This is a genomic window from Nonomuraea sp. NPDC049400 (assembly GCF_044466425.1).
Classification (GTDB): Bacteria; Actinomycetota; Actinomycetes; order Streptosporangiales; family Streptosporangiaceae; genus Nonomuraea.
Genome location: NZ_JBITMP010000039.1, coordinates 76,559 through 95,498, shown reverse-complemented (window position 1 = coordinate 95,498; position 18,940 = coordinate 76,559). Strand labels below are relative to the sequence as shown.

17 protein-coding genes are annotated in these 18,940 nt (G+C 71.3%); 7 read left to right on the top strand and 10 right to left on the bottom strand.

Going from position 1 to position 18,940, the window contains the following annotated elements; translation table 11 throughout:
- Positions 1-123: 123 nt before the first annotated feature.
- From ACIBVN_RS42700 to ACIBVN_RS42680, 5 genes are all read right to left on the bottom strand, one after another.
- The gene (locus tag ACIBVN_RS42700; RefSeq protein WP_397146010.1) at positions 124-1,065 is read right to left on the bottom strand and encodes an RNA polymerase sigma factor RpoD/SigA; all 942 of its coding nucleotides are present in this window, start codon (positions 1,063-1,065) and stop codon (positions 124-126) included.
- Between the two features lie 103 nt (positions 1,066-1,168).
- Complete coding sequence (hutI, locus tag ACIBVN_RS42695) at positions 1,169-2,317, bottom strand: imidazolonepropionase (RefSeq protein ID WP_397146009.1); 1,149 nt, start codon at positions 2,315-2,317, stop codon at positions 1,169-1,171.
- A complete protein-coding gene (locus ACIBVN_RS42690; protein ID WP_397146008.1) occupies positions 2,314-3,636 on the bottom strand; it encodes a formimidoylglutamate deiminase in 1,323 nt (440 codons plus the stop codon). The genes hutI and ACIBVN_RS42690 overlap by 4 nt, the downstream gene beginning before the upstream one ends.
- Positions 3,627-4,901 (bottom strand): allantoate amidohydrolase, encoded by a 1,275-nt coding sequence (locus ACIBVN_RS42685; protein WP_397146007.1) that lies wholly within the window; start codon positions 4,899-4,901, stop codon positions 3,627-3,629. Before ACIBVN_RS42685 ends, ACIBVN_RS42690 begins: the two co-directional genes overlap by 10 nt.
- Positions 4,902-4,931: 30 nt before the next feature.
- Positions 4,932-5,618 (bottom strand): SDR family oxidoreductase, encoded by a 687-nt coding sequence (locus ACIBVN_RS42680; protein ID WP_397146006.1) that lies wholly within the window; start codon positions 5,616-5,618, stop codon positions 4,932-4,934.
- A 194-nt stretch (positions 5,619-5,812) separates the two neighbouring features.
- On the opposite strand from ACIBVN_RS42680, the gene ACIBVN_RS42675 reads away from it, so the two are divergent.
- Both ACIBVN_RS42675 and ACIBVN_RS42670 read left to right on the top strand, forming a co-directional pair.
- Positions 5,813-6,766: an ATP-binding cassette domain-containing protein gene (locus ACIBVN_RS42675; protein ID WP_397146005.1), complete on the top strand. Its 954-nt coding sequence runs from the start codon at positions 5,813-5,815 to the stop codon at positions 6,764-6,766.
- Positions 6,763-7,512 carry an ABC transporter permease gene (locus tag ACIBVN_RS42670; RefSeq protein ID WP_397146004.1) on the top strand — a complete coding sequence of 250 codons (750 nt, stop codon included), beginning with the start codon at positions 6,763-6,765 and terminating at the stop codon, positions 7,510-7,512. Before ACIBVN_RS42675 ends, ACIBVN_RS42670 begins: the two co-directional genes overlap by 4 nt.
- On the opposite strand, the gene ACIBVN_RS42665 is transcribed toward ACIBVN_RS42670, so the two are convergent.
- From ACIBVN_RS42665 to ACIBVN_RS42655, 3 genes are all read right to left on the bottom strand, one after another.
- Complete coding sequence (locus tag ACIBVN_RS42665) at positions 7,492-8,328, bottom strand: MurR/RpiR family transcriptional regulator (RefSeq protein ID WP_397146003.1); 837 nt, start codon at positions 8,326-8,328, stop codon at positions 7,492-7,494. The two genes, ACIBVN_RS42670 and ACIBVN_RS42665, sit on opposite strands and share 21 nt — an antisense overlap.
- A 273-nt stretch (positions 8,329-8,601) precedes the next feature.
- A complete protein-coding gene (gene hutU / locus ACIBVN_RS42660; protein ID WP_397146002.1) occupies positions 8,602-10,251 on the bottom strand; it encodes a urocanate hydratase in 1,650 nt (549 codons plus the stop codon).
- Between the two features lie 152 nt (positions 10,252-10,403).
- Positions 10,404-12,125, bottom strand: coding sequence for an ABC transporter ATP-binding protein (locus tag ACIBVN_RS42655; protein ID WP_397146001.1), 1,722 nt, complete (start codon positions 12,123-12,125; stop codon positions 10,404-10,406).
- Between the two features lie 214 nt (positions 12,126-12,339).
- On the opposite strand from ACIBVN_RS42655, the gene ACIBVN_RS42650 reads away from it, so the two are divergent.
- The 5 genes from ACIBVN_RS42650 to ACIBVN_RS42630 all read left to right on the top strand — a co-directional run bounded on the left by ACIBVN_RS42650 (position 12,340) and on the right by ACIBVN_RS42630 (position 17,956).
- The gene (locus ACIBVN_RS42650; RefSeq protein WP_397146000.1) at positions 12,340-13,716 is read left to right on the top strand and encodes a DUF4331 domain-containing protein; all 1,377 of its coding nucleotides are present in this window, start codon (positions 12,340-12,342) and stop codon (positions 13,714-13,716) included.
- Positions 13,717-13,878: 162 nt separating this feature from the next.
- Entirely contained in the window at positions 13,879-15,081 is a 1,203-nt protein-coding gene (locus tag ACIBVN_RS42645; protein ID WP_397145999.1) for a tetratricopeptide repeat protein, read from the top strand.
- Complete coding sequence (locus ACIBVN_RS42640) at positions 15,078-16,520, top strand: nickel/cobalt transporter (protein ID WP_397145998.1); 1,443 nt, start codon at positions 15,078-15,080, stop codon at positions 16,518-16,520. Before ACIBVN_RS42645 ends, ACIBVN_RS42640 begins: the two co-directional genes overlap by 4 nt.
- Positions 16,521-16,580: 60 nt before the next feature.
- Positions 16,581-17,156, top strand: coding sequence for a PadR family transcriptional regulator (locus ACIBVN_RS42635; protein ID WP_397145997.1), 576 nt, complete (start codon positions 16,581-16,583; stop codon positions 17,154-17,156).
- The gene (locus ACIBVN_RS42630; RefSeq protein WP_397145996.1) at positions 17,153-17,956 is read left to right on the top strand and encodes an SGNH/GDSL hydrolase family protein; all 804 of its coding nucleotides are present in this window, start codon (positions 17,153-17,155) and stop codon (positions 17,954-17,956) included. The genes ACIBVN_RS42635 and ACIBVN_RS42630 overlap by 4 nt, the downstream gene beginning before the upstream one ends.
- Here ACIBVN_RS42630 and ACIBVN_RS42625 read toward each other — a convergent pair.
- A complete protein-coding gene (locus ACIBVN_RS42625; RefSeq protein ID WP_397145995.1) occupies positions 17,923-18,615 on the bottom strand; it encodes a nucleotidyl transferase AbiEii/AbiGii toxin family protein in 693 nt (230 codons plus the stop codon). The genes ACIBVN_RS42630 and ACIBVN_RS42625 overlap by 34 nt on opposite strands.
- Positions 18,615-18,938 carry a hypothetical protein gene (locus tag ACIBVN_RS42620; RefSeq protein WP_397145994.1) on the bottom strand — a complete coding sequence of 108 codons (324 nt, stop codon included), beginning with the start codon at positions 18,936-18,938 and terminating at the stop codon, positions 18,615-18,617. Before ACIBVN_RS42620 ends, ACIBVN_RS42625 begins: the two co-directional genes overlap by 1 nt.
- Between the last annotated feature and the right edge of the window lie 2 nt (positions 18,939-18,940).

Sequence of the window (18,940 nt, the reverse complement as noted above, 5' to 3'; positions counted from 1 at the left end):
CGCGCAACGAACCACCGGCGCGGCGCAACGACCACGGCGATGTCACCACGGAAGCACGGCGCACCCGCGCTGAACGCGCCCCGTGTCGTGGGCGCGTTCAGCGCGGGTGCGGTGTGGTGTGGGTCAGGCGGCGGCGGTGGCCATCTTGCGCAGGCGGGCCAGCGCGTCGCGCTCGATGCGGCGGGCGCGGTCGCGGCCGATGCCGTAGCGCTCCCCCACCTCGGTCAGCGTGTGCTCGCGCCCGTCCACCAGCCCGTAGCGCCACCGCAGCATCTCGCTGGTCGGCCCCTCGAGGCCGGTCAGCCACTGGTCCAGCCGCTCCCGCTCGAGGATGTCGATGGCCTGCTGCTCGGGATCGGCCCACGTCTCGTCGGCGATCATGTCGCCGAGCTCCGTCTCGTCCTCGTCCCCCACCCCGAGCTGGAGCGAGACCGGGTCGGACGCCCAGCGCCGCAGCTCGCGCACGCGCTCGATCGGCAGGTCGAGGATCTCGGCGAGGTCGTCATCGGTCGGCTCGGCGTCGAACTCGGCCAGTATGTCGCGCCGGACCCGCATCAGCCGGGTCATCTGCTCCCCCGCGTGCGTGGGCAGGCGGACCGGGCGGGCCTGCTCGTGGATGGCGCGGCCCACCGACTGCCGGATCCACCAGGTCGCGTACGTCGAGAACTTGTACCCCCGCCGGTAGTCGAACTTCTCGACCGCCCGCACCAGCCCCAGATTGCCCTCCTGCACCAGATCGATCAGGGGCATCCCGCGCCCCGAGTATTTCCTGGCCACCGCCACCACCAGGCGCAGGTTGGCCTGGATGAACTCGTCCTTGGCCCGCTGGCCCGAAATGGCCAGGCGCTCCAGCTCCTCGTCGGCCGCGTCCCCGATCCGCGGCTCCGAGCCCCCGCTGTCGAGCAGCTGCTCAGCGAAGAGACCCGCCTCGATCCGCTTGGCGAGCTCCACCTCTTCCTCCGCCGTGAGCAGCGGGACCCGGCCGATCTCAGCCAGGTATGTCCCCAGCAGATCGCGCTCGGCGACGTGCTGCTCCTGCGTGCGACTCCCCGTAGGCCTTGCCATCCCCAGGCACCTCGTTCCGCAGCTGCGTTCTATACCCGGCCAACGTCCGGCCAGAAGCAAAGATTCCCTAAAGCACTACGTCCGAGGGATGGTTCTGGATGTCCTACTCAAGGAGGAGACCGTCGTGAAACACCTGGTGAACGAGGGGGACGCCGGGCCGGTAGGCCAGGTGTACATAGGAGGGGGCGTCGAGCACGACCACGTCCGCGCGGGCCCCAGGCCGCAGCCAGCCTACGTCCGTGCGCCGTAGCGCGCGTGCCCCGCCGTACGTCGCCGCCCTGACCGCCTCCAGCGGCGTCATCCGCATCTCGCGCACCGCCAGCGCCACGCAGAAGGCCATCGACGACGTGAACGACGACCCCGGGTTGCAGTCGGTCGCCAGCGCCACGGTCGCCCCCGCGTCGATCAGCCGCCGCGCGTCCGGGTACGGCGAGCGCGTCGAGAACTCGGCCCCGGGCAGCAGCGTCGCCACGGTGTCGGAGGACGCCAGGGCGTCCACGTCGGCCGACGTCAGGTGGGTGCAGTGATCAGCGGAGGCCGCGCCCAGCTCGCAGGCGATCCGCACGCCCGGCCCCTCTCCGAGCTGGTTGGCGTGCACCCTGACCCCCAGCCCCGCCTTGAGCCCGGCGCCCAGGATCTCGCGCGTCTGGTCGCCGTCGAACGCCCCGCGCTCGCAGAAGACGTCCACCCATTTCGCGTACGGTGCGCACGCGTCGAGCATCTCCCCCGCGACGAGCCGTACGTAGGAGTCGGCGTCCATGTCCGCGGGCACGACGTGCGCCCCCAGGAACGTCGTCTCGTCGGTCAGCCTGGCGGCGATCCTCAGCGAGCGCCGCTCGTCCGCGACGGTCAGGCCGTACCCGCTCTTGATCTCCACAGTGGTCGTGCCCTGGGCGAGCATCTCGTTGACCAGGCCCAGCGTGCGGGCGGCCAGCTCGGCGTCGCCGGCCCGCCGGGTGGCGGCGACCGTGGTCCTGATGCCGCCCCCCGTGTACGGCTCGCCGGACATGCGGGCCTGGAACTCGGCCGTCCGGTCACCGGCGAAGACCAGATGGGCGTGACTGTCCACGAAGCCGGGGATGACGGCCCGGCCCTCGACGTCCACCCGCTCGTCGGCGTCGGGAGCCCGATCAGCGGGCCCGACCCAGGCGACCAGATCGTCGTCCAGGACTAGCGCCGCCTCCTCGATCTCCTCGCGTTCGGGGTCGCCCGTGTAGAGCAGCCCGATCCCGTCGATCAGCGTCGTGGTCATCGCACGCTCCCAATCGCCTCAGCCAGCAGGGATCCGACGTCGCCTAGCTCGTGCCGCCCGTCCGTGACGATCCGGCGGCCGCCGGAGACCACCGAGTGCACGTCCGCCGCCGTGGCCGCGTACACCACGGCCTCCAGTCCGCGGGCGCCCGCCGTACGCACGGAGTCGAGCCGTACCGACACCAGGTCGGCCCAGGCGCCGGGCACGAGCAGGCCCGCGTCGGGGAAGCCGAGTGAGGCGTGACCCCTGCCCGTGGCGGCGGCGAGCAGCTCGGCGGCGCTCCAGTTGCCGCGCTTGCCGCTGCCCAGCCGCTCGTCCAGCTCCACGGCCCTGGCCTCCTCGAACAGGTCGATCATGGCGTGGCTGTCGGAGCCGAGCGTGATCTGCGCGCCCCGGTGGGCCGCCGCCCTGGCCGGGCCGATGCCGTCGGCGAGGTCGCGTTCGGTGGTGGGGCACATGCAGATGTACGTGCCGGACTGCGAGATCAGCTCGATGTCCACGTCGGTCAGGTGGGTGGCGTGCACCGCGGTCGAGCGCGGGCCGAGCGCGCCCCGCTCGTGCAGCACCTGGACCGGCGTGGCCGCGTACATCTCGACGCACGCGGTGTTCTCCGCCGGCTGCTCGGACACATGCATGTGCAGCGGCGCCGCGTACCGATGGGAGAACTCGACCACGACCGGCATCTGCTCGGGCGGCACCGCGCGTACCGAGTGGATGGCCGCGCCGATCTCCACGTCGAGCTGCCCCTCGTACGCCGCCGCCAGCTCCTCGGCCCTGGAGGCCCAGCCCTCGGCGGACCCGTCGCTGAAGCGCAGCTGCGCGCCGGAGAGCGGGGCGCCGATGCCGCCGGACAGGTAGCAGGTGTCGAGCAGCGCGATGCGCAGGCCCGCGTCGCGGGCCGCGCGGATGAGGGCGTGGCCCATCGCGTTGGAGTCGTCGTACGGGCGGCCGTCCGGCGCGTGGTGCAGATAGTGGAACTCGCCCACACAGGTCACCCCGGCCAGCGCCATCTCGGCGTAGACGGCCGTGGCCAGCCGGAGGTAGGAGTCGGGGTCGAGTGCCGCCGCCACCTCGTACATCTGCTCGCGCCAGGTCCAGAAGTCCCCCTTGCCCTCCTGGACGATGCCGCGAAGGGCCCGGTGGAAGGCGTGGGAGTGGGCGTTGGCCAGTCCAGGGATGGTCAGCCCGGACAGCCGCTCGGCCGGGCCCGGCGGGCCCTGGCCGACGCTCGCGATCCTGGCGCCCTCGACCTCGATGAGCACGCCTTCCGCGACGCCGTCGGGCAGCAGGGCCTGCTCACACCAGTAGGTCAGCGACACAGATCCTCCAGCACGTCCGCGAGTGCGATGACCCCCGCCTCGCAGTCTGCCTGCTCGGCGTGCTCGTGGGGAGAGTGGGACACGCCGGTGGGGTTCCTGACGAACAACATCGCGCTCGCAACGCCCGCCGTGGCCAGGATTCCCGCGTCGTGGCCCGCTCCCGTGGGCAGGATGGGCGCGGGCGTGTCGCCCCCCGCCACCCGGGCCAACCGTTCCCTGAGCGCCACGCCGAAGTCCACCACCGGCGTCCACGACTCCTCCCGGACCTCGACCCGCCCGCCCCCGCCGTCGGGGCCCGCCGGGGGCGGGACTTCGAGGCCGGACGCTTCGGAGGCCGCCGGAGGCGGGACTTCGGGGCCGGGCGCTTCGGAGGCCGCCGCGCGCGCCAGCTCGGCGACGAGGTCGCGTACGGCGTTCTCGTCCGCGCCGCGGGCGTCGAGCCAGGCGGAGACGAGGCCGGGGATCGCGTTGGCGTTGCCGGGCGAGACGCGTACCTTGCCCACCGTCGCCACCACCCCGCGCTCCGCCGCGGCCGCGCGGGCGGCCAGCACCATGCGGGCGAACGGCAGCATCGGGTCGTCCCGGTCGGCCAGCCGCGTGGTGCCCGCGTGATCGGCCCTGCCGTGGAAGTCGAATCGCCACCGCCCGTGCGGCCAGATCGCCTGCGCCACCCCGACCGGCCGCCCCTCGTCGACGAGGCCGCGGCCCTGCTCGACGTGGAGCTCCACGAACGTGCCGACCATGGCGAGCGTCTCGTCGTCCCGCCCGATCTCGTACGGTGCCCGCCCCGCCTTCGTCAGGACGTCGGCCAGCGTGTCGCCGGAGTCGTCCGTGAGCGCGAGCGCCCTGCCGGGCTCCAGCACGCCCGTGAGCAGCCGCGACCCCATGCACGGCACCCCGAACCTGGCGCCCTCCTCGTCGGTGAAGCACACGACCCCGACCGGCACGGCCGGCTCCGCTCCCCGTTGCCGGAGGAGGTCCAGCGCCGCGAAGGCGGACACGACCCCGAGCGGACCGTCGTACGCGCCGCCCTGCCGCACGGAGTCGAGATGGCTCCCGGTGACGACCCCTGGACGCTCGCGCGAGGGAGCGCCCCACCAGGCCCAGAGGTTGCCGTTGCGATCTTCGCGCAGGTCGAGCCCCCTGCGCCGGGCCTCGCCCGCGAACCACTCGCGCAGCTCCATGTCAGCGTCCGACCAGGCGTCCCTGACGTAGCCCCCGGTCGCCGGATCCCGTCCTATGTGCGCGAGTGGTTCAAGCAGCATGGCATCACTGTAGTGAATGGATCCATTCAGCTAGTTGACCGGGCCGCCTCTGGGTCGCAGGGTCAGCTCGGTGAGGTGGGCGTCGGGACCCGCGATTACAGCGGCGAGCACGGCCCGCGCCACGGACTCCGGCTTGAGGTACTTCTCGGGCTCGAACTCGCCGCCCTCGTACCGGCGCAGCTCGCGCTGCATGTCGGTGGCGGTCCGGCCGGGGTAGACGGTGGTGACCCTGAGCTCGGGCTCCTCCAGCCGGAGCGCGTCGGCGAACGCCTTCAGCGCGAACTTGCTGGCGGCGTACGCGCCCCATTCGGGGTTGGCCCGCTGCCCCGAGCCGGAGTTGACGCAGACGACGTGCCCGCCGGCGCGCCTGAGCGCGGGCAGGAGCAGCCTGGTCAGCTCGGCGACCGCGACGACGTTCACCTCCAGCGTCTCGCGCCAGGCGTCGGCGGCCAGGTCGGCGATCCTGCCCATGCGGTTGACCCCGGCGGAGTGCACCAGCACGTCGAGCCGGTCGATCCCGGCGACGTCCGGCTCCGCGACCCTCGTCAACTCCACCGGCCAGGGCCGCGCGTCGGGCAGCTCGGCCGCCACGGCGGCCAGCGACTCCTCGTCCCGGCCGTTGAGTATCACGTGATGCGTGGGGCCCAGGGCCTTGGCGACGGCCGCGCCGATCCCCCGTGAAGCGCCTGTGACCAGCGCCGTCGGTCGTTCATTCATGGAAATCAGCCTATTGAGGTTGACCGGCGGCGGCGGCCGGAGGTGATGGGCGCCAGGCAGCGCTATGGCGCCCCCGGCACGTGGATGAGAACCTCCGTCTGAACAGAGCCATGCTCCAAGCCCAGCTCGACTGGGTGGAGAAGGCCATCAAGCAGGTGGAGGGCGACGAACTGCCCTGAGGAGCTGAACCCCCAATGATCATTGAGGCACACGGCTTAAGGAAGACGTTCACCACCAGGAGCAGGAAGGGCACGCAGACCGTCGAGGCGGTCCGCGGTGTGGATCTCGAGGTGGCGAAGGGTGAGATCTTCGGCGTGCTTGGCCCCAACGGCGCGGGCAAGACCACCACGATCAGGATGCTCGCCACGCTGATCGCCCCCGACGCGGGCACGGCCACCGTCGCGGGTCACGACCTGCTCAAGGAGCCCGCAGCGGTGCGGACCAAGCTCGGGTACGTCAGCCAGGCAGGAGGCGTCGAGGACACCACGAGCGCCAGGGCCCAGATCATGATGGCCGCCAAGATCCACGCCATGGCCGATCCCAAGCGGGCGACCGTGGAGGTGCTGGAGCGCTTCGACCTGACCGAGCTGGCCGACCGCCCCGGCCGTACCCTGTCGGGCGGGCAGAAGCGGCGCGTGGCCATCGCGCTCGGGCTGGTGCACAACCCGCCGCTGCTCTTCCTCGACGAGCCCACCACCGGCCTCGACCCGCAGAACCGCGCCAACCTCTGGGACCGCATCAGGCAACTGCGCGAGTCCGGCACCAGCGTGCTGCTCAGCACGCACTACCTCGACGAGGCCGACGTGTTGTGCGACCGGCTGGTGATCGTCGACCACGGCCTGATCGTGGCCGAGGGCACCCCCGGCGAGCTCAAGCGGGAGGTCTCCGGCGACGTGATCACGCTCAGGGTGGACGAGCCGGAGCGCGCCGCCGAGACGCTCAAGCCGTACGCGCGCGAGACCCGCGTCGACGAGGACCTCCTGCGCGTCTACGTCGACGACGGCGAGCACACGCTGCCCAGGCTGCTGCGGGCCCTCGAGGAGCAGGGCCTGGGCCTGAGCTCGATCGCGCTCGACCGGTCCACGCTCGACGACGTCTTCCTGGCCAAGACCGGCCGCACCCTCCGCGACGCTGGAGCCGCCGCATGATCCGCCACACCGCCCTGTTCACCGGCTACGAGCTGAAGAAGTCGTTCAGCAACCCGATCTGGCCGCTGTTCGGCATCATGCAGCCGGTGCTGTACCTGCTGATGTTCGCGCCGCTGCTGAAGTCGCTGACGCCGGGCGGCACTACGGCGGACGCCCTGCGGATGTTCACCCCGGCGTCGATGATGATGATCGCGGTCTTCGGCTCGCTCTTCTCCGGGTTCGGGCTGATCGCCGAGCTGCGTAACGGCTCACTCGAACGGTACGCCGTCAGCCCCGCTTGGCGGCCGGCCATCGTGCTCGGGCGGGTGGCCAAGGACATGATCGTGCTGGTGTGCCAGGCGATCCTCGTGCTGGTCGTGGCGATCGCGATGGGCGTGCGCATCGGGGCTGTCGAGCTGCTGCTGGTGCTGGCGCTCATGGCCGCGACCGGGCTGTTCGCCTCGGGGCTGTCGCAGGGGCTGGCGCTGACCGTACGCGACGAGAACGGCATGTCGCAGACGCTCAACCTGTTCATGCTGCCGATCATGCTGCTGGCCGGGCTGTTCATCCCGATCTCGTTCGCGCCCGACTGGATGAAGGCCGTCGCTCCGATCAACCCGCTCTACCACGCGGTCGAGGCGGGGCGGGCGTTGTTCGCCGGGCAGCTGAGCGACTCGTCGATCCCGATCGCGTTCGCGGTGTTCATCGTGCTGGCGGTGCTCACCACGATCTGGTCGATGCGCTCGCTACGCAGGATCGCCGGGTAGGAACGTACCAGTCTCGTCGGTCATCCGCTCGTACTCCTCGAGCCGAGCCTGGGTGCGCAGCGGCGCCGCGTCGGCCATGGCCTCGACCAGGGCCATGGCCAGGGCCAGCGGCGCCGCGTGCGAATCGAACACGAGCCGGTCGCCGACGGGCGCGTCCAACACGACCTCGGCCGGGAAATCGGATTTATCCGTTATGGCGGCAACGCGCAGCCCCAATTTCTCGGCGTATTCCAACGCCTGCACCGCTTCGGCGGGATACCTCGGCAGCACCACGGCGACCACCCATTCCGCGCCCGCCCTGCGCGCGGCGTGCAGCCCGTCCACCAGCTCCGACCCGCCGTGCGTGAGCAGCCGCACGTCGGGGTGGATGCGGCGGGCGTAGTAGGCGAAGGTGGTGGCCAGCCCGCACGAGACCCGCAAGCCCACCACGGGCAGCGGTTCGGTGGCTGCCAGCTGCGCGCCCAGCTCCTTCAGCGGGAACGCGGACAGGCGCTCACGGACGAGCGCGAGATTGCGGATCTCGCAGTCGATGGCCCCGCGCAGCAGGCTCTCCTGCGGGACCTCCACTCCGCCCCCGCCCAGCACCAGCGGGCGCAGGGCCTGGCGCAGCTCGGGATATCCGGCGAACCCCAGAACCATGGCGAACCGGGTCACGGACGGCTGGCTCACCCCTGCCCGCTCGGCCAGCTCCACGCTGGACAGGAAGATCGCCTCGTCGAGATGCTCGCTGAGGTAGTGCGCGATCCGCCGCTGCACGGGCGACAGCCTCCGGCCATCCAGCAGCACACCCAGCCCACCGTGATATCCGTCCGCCACGCCCATCTCCAACGCTTCCCACCCCGCATCTCATCCCGTCGGACGCCACAACCACCCCACCAGCCACAGCTCCGGCCAGCGGCCGTGCGCTGCCTGCCCGCGGCACCCCGCAGCACCCCACCGCCAACGCCAGGCCCCGGGCGGCCCCCGGCGCACGCTCTCAACGGCGCTGCGAACGGGCCCCGCCCTGCCCACCGGCCCGCTCTTCGGGCGCCGCGTCGGCGAGGCGGTGTGCGGCGGGGGCGGCCGGCGCGACGTGGACGGTGGCCAGGGTCAGGACTCGCGCATCGGGATGCGGACGCCGCGCGTGGCGGCCACCTCGGCGGCCTCCTCGTATCCGGCGTCCACGTGCCGCATGACCCCGGTCCCAGGGTCGTTGGTCAGCACCCGGTTGAGCTTCTCCCCCGCCAGGGCGGTCCCGTCGGCCACCGTCACCTGGCCGGCGTGGATGGACCGTCCGATGCCGACCCCACCGCCATGGTGGATGGACACCCAGGCAGCCCCCGAGGCCGTGTTCAGCATGGCGTTGAGCAGCGGCCAGTCGGCGATCGCGTCCGAGCCGTCGGCCATCGCCTCGGTCTCGCGGTACGGCGAGGCCACGGACCCGCTGTCGAGGTGGTCGCGCCCGATCACGATGGGCGCCCGCAGCTCGCCCGACGCCACCATGTCGTTGAAGCGCTCACCGGCGAGGTTGCGCTCCCCGTACCCGAGCCAGCAGATCCGCGCGGGCAGCCCCTGGAAGTGCACCTTCTCCCCGGCCTTCCTGATCCACCGCGAGAGGGCCTCGTTCTCGGGGAAGAGCTCAAGGATGGCCCGGTCGGTGGCGGCGATGTCGGCGGGATCCCCGCTCAGCGCCGCCCACCGGAACGGCCCCTTGCCCTCGCAGAACAGCGGCCTGATGTACGCGGGCACGAACCCGGGGAAGTCGAAGGCCCGCCCGTATCCGGCCAGCCGCGCCTCGCCGCGGATGGAGTTGCCGTAGTCGAAGACCTCCGCCCCCGCGTCCTTGAACCCCACCATGGCTTCCACGTGCCGCGCCATCGAGTCCCGCGCACGCTCCGTGAACCCGGCGGGATCCTTGTCCCGTTCCGCGGCCATGTCCTCGAAGGCGATCCCCAGCGGCAGGTACATCAGGGGATCGTGCGCCGAGGTCTGGTCGGTGACGATGTCGATCTCGGCCCCGCGCGCGAGCAGGGCGGGCACGGCCTCCGCCGCGTTCGCCACGACGCCGATGGACAGGGCCTCGCGGGCGTCGCGCGCCGCGTACGCCAGCCGCAGCGCCTCATCCAGCGACGCCGCCTCCACGTCGAGGTAGCGGTGCTCGATCCGCCGGGCGACCGAGCGCGGGTCGCAGTCGATGCAGATGACCACCCCGCCGTTCATGGTGACGGCCAGGGGCTGGGCTCCGCCCATCCCGCCGAGCCCGGCGGTCAGCGTGATCGTGCCCGCCAGCGACCCCCCGAAGCGCTTCGCCGCCACCGCCGCGAACGTCTCGTACGTCCCCTGCAGGATGCCCTGCGTGCCGATGTAGATCCACGAACCGGCCGTCATCTGGCCGTACATGGTGAGCCCGGCCGCCTCCAGCCGCCGGAACTCCTCCCAGTTGGCCCAGTCGGGCACCAGGTTGGAGTTGGCGATGAGCACCCGGGGCGCCCACTCGTGGGTGCGGAACACGCCCACCGGGCGCCCCGACTGCACCAGGAGGGTCTCGTCGCCCTCGAGCGTCGTCAGCGTCCTGACCAGCGCGTCGAACGACGCCCAGTCACGCGCCGCCTTGCCCGAGCCGCCGTAGACGACCAGCTGCTCGGGGTGCTCGGCGACCTCCGGATCCAGGTTGTTCTGGAGCATGCGGAGCGCCGCCTCCTGCGGCCACCCCTTCGCGGTGATCGTCGTGCCTCGTGGCGCGCGCACGCTGCGGCTCATCGTGACCCTCCTGAATGAAGGCATTCATCTTTGTCACCCGCAGAGTACAACGGGCCGCGTCCAGCGGTCCGTTGCAGGTAGCGGAATCTGCACCTACAACGGGCCGCGTCCAGCGGCCCGTTGCAGGTAGCGGACTACGCACCTACAACGGACTAGCCGACCAGGAATTGGGTGGCGGCCAGCTCCCGGTAGAGGTCGTCCTCGCCGACCAGCGAGTCGTGCGTCCCGACCGCCCGTACGCCGCCGCCCTCCATGACCACGATCCGGTCGGCGTTCGTCACGGTGGACAGCCGGTGGGCGATCACCAGCACGGTGGTCTCCGCGGCCACCTCGGCGATGACCTCGCGCAGCCGCAGCTCGTTGACCGCGTCGAGCTGCGAGGTGGCCTCGTCGAGCAGCAGCAGCCTGGGCTTGCGCAGCAGCGCCCTGGCGATGGCCACGCGCTGCCGCTCGCCGCCCGACAGCAGCACGCCGCGGTGCCCGACCGGCGTCTCCAGCCCCTCGGGCAGCCTGGCCACCAGGTCGTCGAGCCTCGTACGCGTGACGGCCCGGCGCAGCTCCTCCTCGGTGGCGTCCTGGGCGGCGAAGAGCAGGTTCTCGCGGAGTGTTCCGGCCAGCACGGGAGCGTCCTGCTCGACGTACCCCAGCGCGGCCCGCAGCTCGCCCAGCGGCCAGTCGCGAATGTCGCGCCCGCCGATCCTGATGGTCCCGCTCTGGTGGTCGTAGAAGCGTTCGAGCAGCGCGAACACCGTCGACTTGCCCGCCCCCGACGGCCCCACCAGCGCGGTCAGCCCGCCGGGCGGCACCTCGAAGCTCACCCCGTCGTGCACGGTCGGCCGGTCCTCGCCGTACCTGAAGACCACGTTGTCGAACGTCACCCCGACCGGCTCAGCCGTGCCCGCGACGGCGGCGCTGACCGGCTCGGCGGGCAGGTTCTCGATCTCCTTGATCCGCTTCATCGCGGCCAGCCCCTGCTGGAGCTGCACGCCGCCCTGGACGAGCTGCCCGATCGGCGGCACGAGGTAGAAGAGGTACAGCAGGAACGCGATCAGCGACGACACCTCGAGCGCGCCGGAGGCGACCCTGGCACCGCCGACGGCGAGCACCGCCAGGAACGCGATCTGCACCGCCATCCACGTCGCCACTCCCGCGAGCGACGTCCACCCGGCGACCTGCAGCCCTCTGTCGCGGGCGCGCTCCGCCGCGTCGCCCACCACCGCGATCTCCCGTTCCTCCGCCCCGCTGGCCTTGACGGTCCGGTACGCCTGCAGCGCCCGGTCCAGCACGGCGCCCATCTCGCCCACGGCCTCCTGGGCATGGGTCTGCGCCCGCTCGATCTTCGGCATGATCAGCGCGACCAGCCCGCCGATCACCACCACCACGAGCAGCGTGACCAGCAGCAGCACGCCGTCCATGGTCGCCATCATGACGATGGCCCCGACCAGCATGAACGCGGCGCTGACGGACTCGACGATCCCGTTGGTCAGCACGGCCCGCAGCAGCGTCGTGTCACCGGTCACCCGCGACAGCAGGTCGCCCGGCTTGAGCCGGTCCACGTCCGCGACCTTGAGCCGCAGCATCCGGTCGACTAGCCGGCGCCTGGCGCCGAGCACGATGCCCTCGCCGGTGCGCTCCATCAGGTAGCTTCCCCCGGCCGACACGACCGCGCCGATCAGCACCGCCGCGGTCAGCCCTAACAGCGGCCCGGCCATCGATCCCGCCTCGCCGAACGCGTCCACGACGTACTTGGCCAGCAACGGCATCGCGAGCCCCGCGGCCGAGCCGATCAGGCCCAGCAGCCCGCCCAGGAACAGGACCTTCCGGTGCGGGCGGATGTAGGCGAGCAACTCCTTGACCACCGCATCTCCTCTCACGACATATCCCGACTTTCTCCAACGAACGGGGCGGCACGATCCGCACCCCGCCGACAGGGTCAACCTAAATTGACGACCTAAGTATGTCAACTTTGGTTGACCCCTCATTCCTGAGAAGGAGACGACATCCGAAGGCAGCCCCCCGGACGAATAGGGCGTCGAGGAACCCGGCCGGAACCTCGTACGACCGATCAGCCCTTCGAAAGGACCGAAAATGGAGCTCCGGATCAACCGGCGCGCTCTAGTCGGACTTGGCCTCGCCGCAGCGGTCGCCGCGTCGTCGTTGGCCGTGCTCCGTACCGACTCCGGCACCGCTTCCTCACACCGCGAGGCCCCGATGACCGCGGGCGACCCGCAGCACGACAACACGGACGTGTACGCGTTCGTGAGCCCCGACAAGGCCGACACGGTGACCTTGCTGGCGAACTGGATCCCGTTCCAGGAGCCCAACGGCGGCCCGAACTTCTACCCGTTCGCCGCGAAGTCCCGTTACAACATAAAGATCGACAACGACGGCGACGCCAGGCCCGACATCACCTACCAATGGACGTTCCGCAACGAGGACAAGCGCGGCACCACCACGTTCCTGTACAACAACGGCCCCGTCACCTCGCTCGACGACCCGAACCTGCTCTTCCGCCAGCGCTACACGCTCAAGAAGATCACTTCCGCCGGCACCAGGACCCTGGTCAGCGACGCCATCGCCGCGCCGAGCAACGTCGGCCCGGCCTCCATGCCCGACTACGGCACCCTGCGCACCCAGTCCGTCAGGAGCCTGCCCGGCGGCGGCAAGGTGTTCGCCGGCCAGTCGGACGAGGCGTTCTTCCTGGACCTGCGCGTGTTCGACCTGCTCTACGGCGGCAACCTGGCCGAGGTCGGCCAGGACACCGTCAAGGGCTACAACGTCAACACCGTGGCCATCCAGGTGCCCGCCAAGGAGCTGGCGCTCAAGGGCGACGTCAAGCGCAACCCCGTGATCGGCATCTGCTCGACGACGGACAAGTTCAACGGCAGCAGGTACGTCCAGGTCTCGCGCCTGTGCAACCCGCTGGTGAACGAGGTCGTCTCGCCCGCCGGGCTCAAGGACGCCTTCAACGCCCTGTCCCCGGAGCAGGACGCCGACGTGGCGCCGCTGGTCAAGCGGGTCACCGATCCAGAGGTGGCCAGGCTGCTCGAGGCCATCTACGGCATCAAGGCGCCCGCGACCCCGCGTGCCGACCTGGTCGAGATCTTCCTGACCGGCATCGCCAAGCAGAACGGCCCGATCAAGGCCGACCTGAACTCGCAGGTGCTCAACAAGGACGCGGGTAAGCTGCGCCCCTCCGAGATGCTGCGGCTGAACATGGCGATCCCGCCGGCGAAGGACCCGAACCGCCTCGGCGTGCTGGCCGGTGACCTGCAGGGGTTCCCGAACGGCCGCCGACTCACCGACGACGTCGTGGACATCGAGCTGCAGGCCGTGGCCGGCGCCGCGCTGACCGGCAAGCTCGTGCCCGGGCTGACAGACAAGGTGGACAAGAACGACAAGCCCTTCCTCCAGTCGTTCCCGTACATCCCGCTGCCCAGCAACGTCGCGGTGAACCAGCGCTAACTCCCTGACCCGCCTGCTCACTCTCCAAGCAGGCCGGTCCGCCCTCCGGCGGCAGACCTCTCTCCCACCGTCCGCCGCCGATATGAGGCCGGCCGGCCGTGGTCCCCGTCACGGCCGGCCGGCTGTCACCCCTCGAGGTCCCTCAGCACTGGAGCCTTGGACATGCGTTCCCTCGCCGTATTCGCCGGACTGGCCCTCCTCGGGGCCATGGCCTTCACGATCTTCTCGTTCTCGGCGGCGCCATCGGAGCAGCCGGTGGCGCAGGCCGAGCCGTTCACCGAGACGCTGCAGGAGCGGCTCAAGCGCCTGCCGGACGACTACCGCGGCTGGGCCGAGCTCGCCTCCCAGTACGTCGACCAGGCCAGGATCACCGGCGACCCGTCGTACTACACCAAGGCCGAAGGCGCGATCGCCACGGCCGCCGAGCTGAGGGCCGGCGACGACGCCGTGCTCACCGGCCAGGCGGCGCTCGCCGCGGGCCGCCACGAGTTCGCCGACGCGGTGCGGCTGGCCGAGCGCGCCATACGCGCCAACCCGTACGGCGCCGCGGCCTACGGCGTGCTGGCCGACGCGAAGACGCAGCTCGGGGACCTGCGCGGGGCGCAACGAGCGGTCGACGAGATGATGGGCCTGCGTCCCGGAGTGGCGGCGTTCGCCCGCGCCTCGTACGCGGCCGAGCTCCGCGGCGACCTGGCGGCGGCCCGCAAATACCTGGAGCTGGCGGAGAGCGACGCCTGGTCGCCCGCCGACGTCGCCTACGCCCGCTACTACCAGGGCGAGCTGGCGCTCCACTCCGGCGATCTCACCACGGCGGCCGACCGGTACGCCAAGGCCCTGCAGGTCCACCCCGCCTACACGCCGGCCCTCGCGGGCCAGGCCAGGACCGCCGCGCTGGCCGGCCGCCTGACGGAGTCGCTGGCCCTGTACGACACGGTCGTCGAACGCCTGCCTCTCCCCCAGTACCTGATCGAGCAGGGCGAGACCCGGCTCAAGGCGGGCCAGACCCCTGACTGGACGCTGCTCAAGGCGCAGCGCAAGTTGTTCCAGGCGGCGGGCGTGCGCGACGACCTGACCTGGGCCGAGTTCGAGGCCGACCACGGGGATCCGGCGCTGGCCGTCAAGCACGCCAGGGCCGAGTACGCGCGCAACCCGAACCTCGTCGCCGCCGACACCCTTGCCTGGGCCCTGTTCAAGGCGGGCAAACCGGCCGAGGCGCTGCCGTACGCGAAGAAGGCCACCGCCACCGGCTGGCGGAACCCGCTGCTGAAATACCACCGCGCCAAGATCGAGCAGGCGCTCGGCCGGTCCGTCACGGTGGACGCCGGCTTCGACCCGACGCTTCCCGCATTGGCGAGGTTCTCATGAGACTGCTCCGGCTCGGCCTGCTGTCCCTCTGCGCGAGCCTCCTGCTCGGCGCCCTGTTCAACACCGGGGCCGCCCACGCCGCCGCTCCCGTGACGCTCCACCCGCTGGGCAACTTCACGGTCAACCACTACAACGGCCTGCGCATCTCGCCCTCCGAGGTGCGCAACCTCGCCGTCGTGGACCTGGCCGAGCTGCCGACGCTGCAGGCCGGACCCCAGGTGGACGGCTCGTATGCGGCTCGCCGCTGTGCCGCTCTGGCCTCTGCCCAGCGGCTCGAGGTGGCGGGCAGGGCGGTGCCGTGGCGGGTGGCCGGCTCCTCCTTCGCCTACGCCCCCGGCCAAGGGGGCCTCCAGACCAGCCGCCTGTCCTGCCGGCTCGTGGCCGAAGTCCGCGCCGCGGGGGCCGTGGAGTTCACGGACGGGTTCGAGCAGGACAGGATCGGCTGGCGCGAGATCACCGCCGTGGGCGACGGGGTGCGACTGGTCCGCTCCTCGGTGCCTTCCGTGAGCGTCAGCAGGGAGCTGTACGCGTACCCCGACGACCTGCTGGCGAACCCGCTCGACCAGCACACCGCCACGCTGACCGTCGCCACCGGCCCGAGCCTGCCCGCCTCCTCCGCTCCCGGCGGCGGCACGGTGCCGGGCGGGATCGGGGGCCCGATAGGTGACGCCCTGGCCGCCTTGGACCGGATGTTCACGGGCCTGATCGGCTCCGACTCGCTGACGGTCCCGCTCGGGCTGCTGGCGGTCGGGCTGGCCGTGGTCCTGGGGGCCGGGCACGCGCTGATCCCCGGGCACGGCAAGACCATCATGGCCGCGTACCTGGCCGGGCGGCGCGGTCGCCCGCGCGACGCGCTCGTGGTGGGCGCGACGGTGACGGCCACGCACACGGTCGGGGTGCTGGTGGTGGGGCTGCTGCTGAGCGTGTTCACGGCGCTGGCGGGCGAATCGGTGCTGGCCTGGCTGGGCGTGGCCAGCGGCACCCTGATCGCCGCCATCGGCCTCCGCCTCCTCCTGAACACCCGCCGCCCCAGCCCCAGCCACGGCCACGGCCACGGCCACGGACACGGACATGGGCACGGGCACGGACACGGTAGCGAGGAGGGAGGTCGCGCGACAAAGCGGGCACCCCTGGTGGGCCTCGGCATCGCGGGCGGCCTCGTCCCCAGCCCTTCGGCCCTCGTCGTCCTCCTAGGGGCCATCGCGCTCGGCCGCACCTGGTTCGGCGTGGCGCTGGTGACCGCCTACGGCGTCGGCATGGCCGCCACCCTCACCGTCACCGGCCTGCTCCTGGTCAAGCTCGTGGACCGCCTGGAGCGACGCGCCTCGGCGGGCCGCCGCCTGGCCACCAGGCTCTCAGGCCTCGCCCCGGTGGGCACGGCCGCGATGGTGGTGCTGCTCGGCGCGGGCCTGGCCCTCCGCTCGGTGGCCACCCTCTAGACCCGGTACGCCAGCTCCGCTTATAGTCATGTCCATGACTACTCATGGATATGACTATCCATGGCTCTGAGGCATGCCGTGCTGGCGGCCCTGCTCGGCGGCGAGTACAGCGGCTACCAGCTCACCAAGATCTTCGACGTCGGCGTCTCCAACTTCTGGTACGCCGCACCTCAGCAGCTCTACGCGGAGCTGACCAAGCTGGAGGCCCACGGGTTGATCGCGGGCCGGGAGGTCGTCCAGAAGGGCCGTCCCAACAAGCGGGTGTTCACGGTCACCGAGGCCGGGGCCGCCGAGCTGGCGTCCTTCGCCGCGACCCCGCCCAAGCCCCTGCTCATCCGCGACGACCTCGCCGTCAAAGTGCATGCCGTGGACCATGTCGACCCGGGGCCCGTGATCGAGCAACTCCGGGAGCGGGCCGAGGAGGCCGCCGTCAAGCTCGCCTTCTTCGAGCAGACCCTGCTCCGCATGCGCGGCGACCAGGACGAGGAGACGTTCCTGCGCCAGGGCGAGCACGTGGGCCCGTACCTCTCCTGCCTGGCGGGCTGCCGCCTGGAGCGCGAGATGCGCGACTGGTGCCTGGAGACCGCCCGAACCCTGACCGAGCGAGCAGCCCACACACAGAGGACGAACTCATGACATATGCCCGTTACGTCGCAATCGGCGACAGCCAGACCGAGGGCCTCGGGGACGGCGACGACATCATCGGCCACCGCGGCTGGGCCGACCGGCTCGCCGAGCACCTGGCCCACGCCAACCCCGACCTCCGCTACGCCAACCTCGCGGTCCGCGGCCGCCAGGCGGCCCAGATCCGGGCCGAGCAACTGCCCGCCGCCCTGGCCCTGCGTCCCGACCTGGTCACGGTCATGGCAGGCATGAACGACATCATCCGGCCCGGCTTCGACGCCGCCAAGGTCGCCGGCATCGTGGACGACATGATCACCCAGCTGACCGCCGCGGGCGCGCACGTGGTCACCGTGACCTTCCCCGACATCGCCCGGATCGCTCCGCTGGCCCGCCCGCTCCTGCCCAGGCTGCTCGACTTCAACGCCCGCATCCGCGAGGCCGCCGCCCGTCCCGGGGTCACGCTGGTGGACACGTTCCCGCTCGACTTCATCGTGGACGCCCGCATGTGGAGCGTCGACCGGCTGCACGCGAGCCCGACCGGCCACGCCCGCTTCGCCGCCGGCGTCGCGCACGCTCTCGGCCTGCCCGGCAGCGACGACACGTGGACGACACCCCTGCCACCCCTGCCCACCCCGGGCGCCTTGCGTGCCGCGTCGGGGGAGGTGCGCTGGCTCGCCACCTTCGCCGGACCCTGGATCGGCCGCCGCCTCCGCGGGCGTTCCTCCGGCGACGGCCGCACCGCCAAACGCCCGCTGCTCACGCCGCTGATCGACGGCGATCAGTCTATGTCGGGCACATCCGGGTCGTCGTAGTCCACGTCGCCGTCATCAGCGCGCCGCAGCTTGACGTCCTCCAGCCAGGCCAGGGCGAAGCATCGGATCTCCTTGATCCGCACCTCGCCGACGCCGTAGCGCTCGAACTCCTCGTCGTCGATGAAGTCGACGGCCTCCAGCCGCGAGGCCAGCTCATAGAGCGAGAACTCGTCGTGGTGCACCTTGGCCAGGCTTTCGAGCGCGCGAAAGGTGTACAGGTGGCCCACCGAGGCGATGTCGATGATGTCGCGCGCGTAGCTCCGCTCGTGCAGCGCTCGCATCTTGAGCCCGATCGCGTCTTCCAGGCCCAGCACCTTCAACATGCCGCAGGTGATCGGCTGCTCCTGTAACGCCTCGCGCAGGAGGTCGAACTCACACGTCTCGCCGGTGACCGTGTCCTCGATCATCAAGCGGCCCATCCGGGGCGTCACTTCGATGATCCGCGCACTGAGCCCGGCGTCGTGGAACGCTCCAAGAATACCGGCTGCCACCTCGGGCAGCGGCATCTCCTCTGCTGTGGCGAAGTCGAGATCCTTGCTCGGCCGGTCCGTGAAGCCGTGCGCCTTGATCGCATATCCGCCCGCGAGCACCAGGCCGTAGCGATCGCAGACGGGCATGACGGCATGGAGCAGCCGCTCCTGAAAGGGCGGAAAATACATCAGGCGGGCATCTCCCGCGGCAACGCGAGCTTCTGCTCCAGAGCCCGCCGATAACCGCGGCCAAGCCCCTTCCGCAGCAACGGCCAGTCCGCGACGAGATGATCGGCGTTCAGGTACGTCTCGTAATCGGCCCGCTGACCGGCGGTGATCACGATCTTGTACATCGAGAGGCGGAGCTTGAAATTGGACAGGTCGAACTCCGTCAGCCCCGACCACGCCAGGTGCGGCGGCAGAGCGACCACGCCGCCGGCCGGCCCGTGAAGGTCAGCCAGGGAGTCGGGGACCTTCTCCTCGAGCCCCTCATAGATCGAAGGAAGCGCCATGA

What these genes read in the sequence shown, in the direction of transcription:
- ACIBVN_RS42700 (WP_397146010.1), bottom strand. Translation starts at nt 1,065, where the DNA reads ATGGCAAGGCCTACGGGGAGTCGCACGCAGGAGCAGCACGTCGCCGAG.
- ACIBVN_RS42675 (WP_397146005.1), top strand. Translation starts at nt 5,813, where the DNA reads ATGATCATTGAGGCACACGGCTTAAGGAAGACGTTCACCACCAGGAGC.
- ACIBVN_RS42640 (WP_397145998.1), top strand. Translation starts at nt 15,078, where the DNA reads ATGAGACTGCTCCGGCTCGGCCTGCTGTCCCTCTGCGCGAGCCTCCTG.
- ACIBVN_RS42680 (WP_397146006.1), bottom strand. Translation starts at nt 5,618, where the DNA reads ATGAATGAACGACCGACGGCGCTGGTCACAGGCGCTTCACGGGGGATC.
- ACIBVN_RS42645 (WP_397145999.1), top strand. Translation starts at nt 13,879, where the DNA reads ATGCGTTCCCTCGCCGTATTCGCCGGACTGGCCCTCCTCGGGGCCATG.
- ACIBVN_RS42670 (WP_397146004.1), top strand. Translation starts at nt 6,763, where the DNA reads ATGATCCGCCACACCGCCCTGTTCACCGGCTACGAGCTGAAGAAGTCG.
- ACIBVN_RS42685 (WP_397146007.1), bottom strand. Translation starts at nt 4,901, where the DNA reads ATGCTGCTTGAACCACTCGCGCACATAGGACGGGATCCGGCGACCGGG.
- hutI (WP_397146009.1), bottom strand. Translation starts at nt 2,317, where the DNA reads ATGACCACGACGCTGATCGACGGGATCGGGCTGCTCTACACGGGCGAC.
- hutU (WP_397146002.1), bottom strand. Translation starts at nt 10,251, where the DNA reads ATGAGCCGCAGCGTGCGCGCGCCACGAGGCACGACGATCACCGCGAAG.
- ACIBVN_RS42630 (WP_397145996.1), top strand. Translation starts at nt 17,153, where the DNA reads ATGACATATGCCCGTTACGTCGCAATCGGCGACAGCCAGACCGAGGGC.
- ACIBVN_RS42635 (WP_397145997.1), top strand. Translation starts at nt 16,581, where the DNA reads ATGGCTCTGAGGCATGCCGTGCTGGCGGCCCTGCTCGGCGGCGAGTAC.
- ACIBVN_RS42620 (WP_397145994.1), bottom strand. Translation starts at nt 18,938, where the DNA reads ATGGCGCTTCCTTCGATCTATGAGGGGCTCGAGGAGAAGGTCCCCGAC.
- ACIBVN_RS42650 (WP_397146000.1), top strand. Translation starts at nt 12,340, where the DNA reads ATGGAGCTCCGGATCAACCGGCGCGCTCTAGTCGGACTTGGCCTCGCC.
- ACIBVN_RS42625 (WP_397145995.1), bottom strand. Translation starts at nt 18,615, where the DNA reads ATGTATTTTCCGCCCTTTCAGGAGCGGCTGCTCCATGCCGTCATGCCC.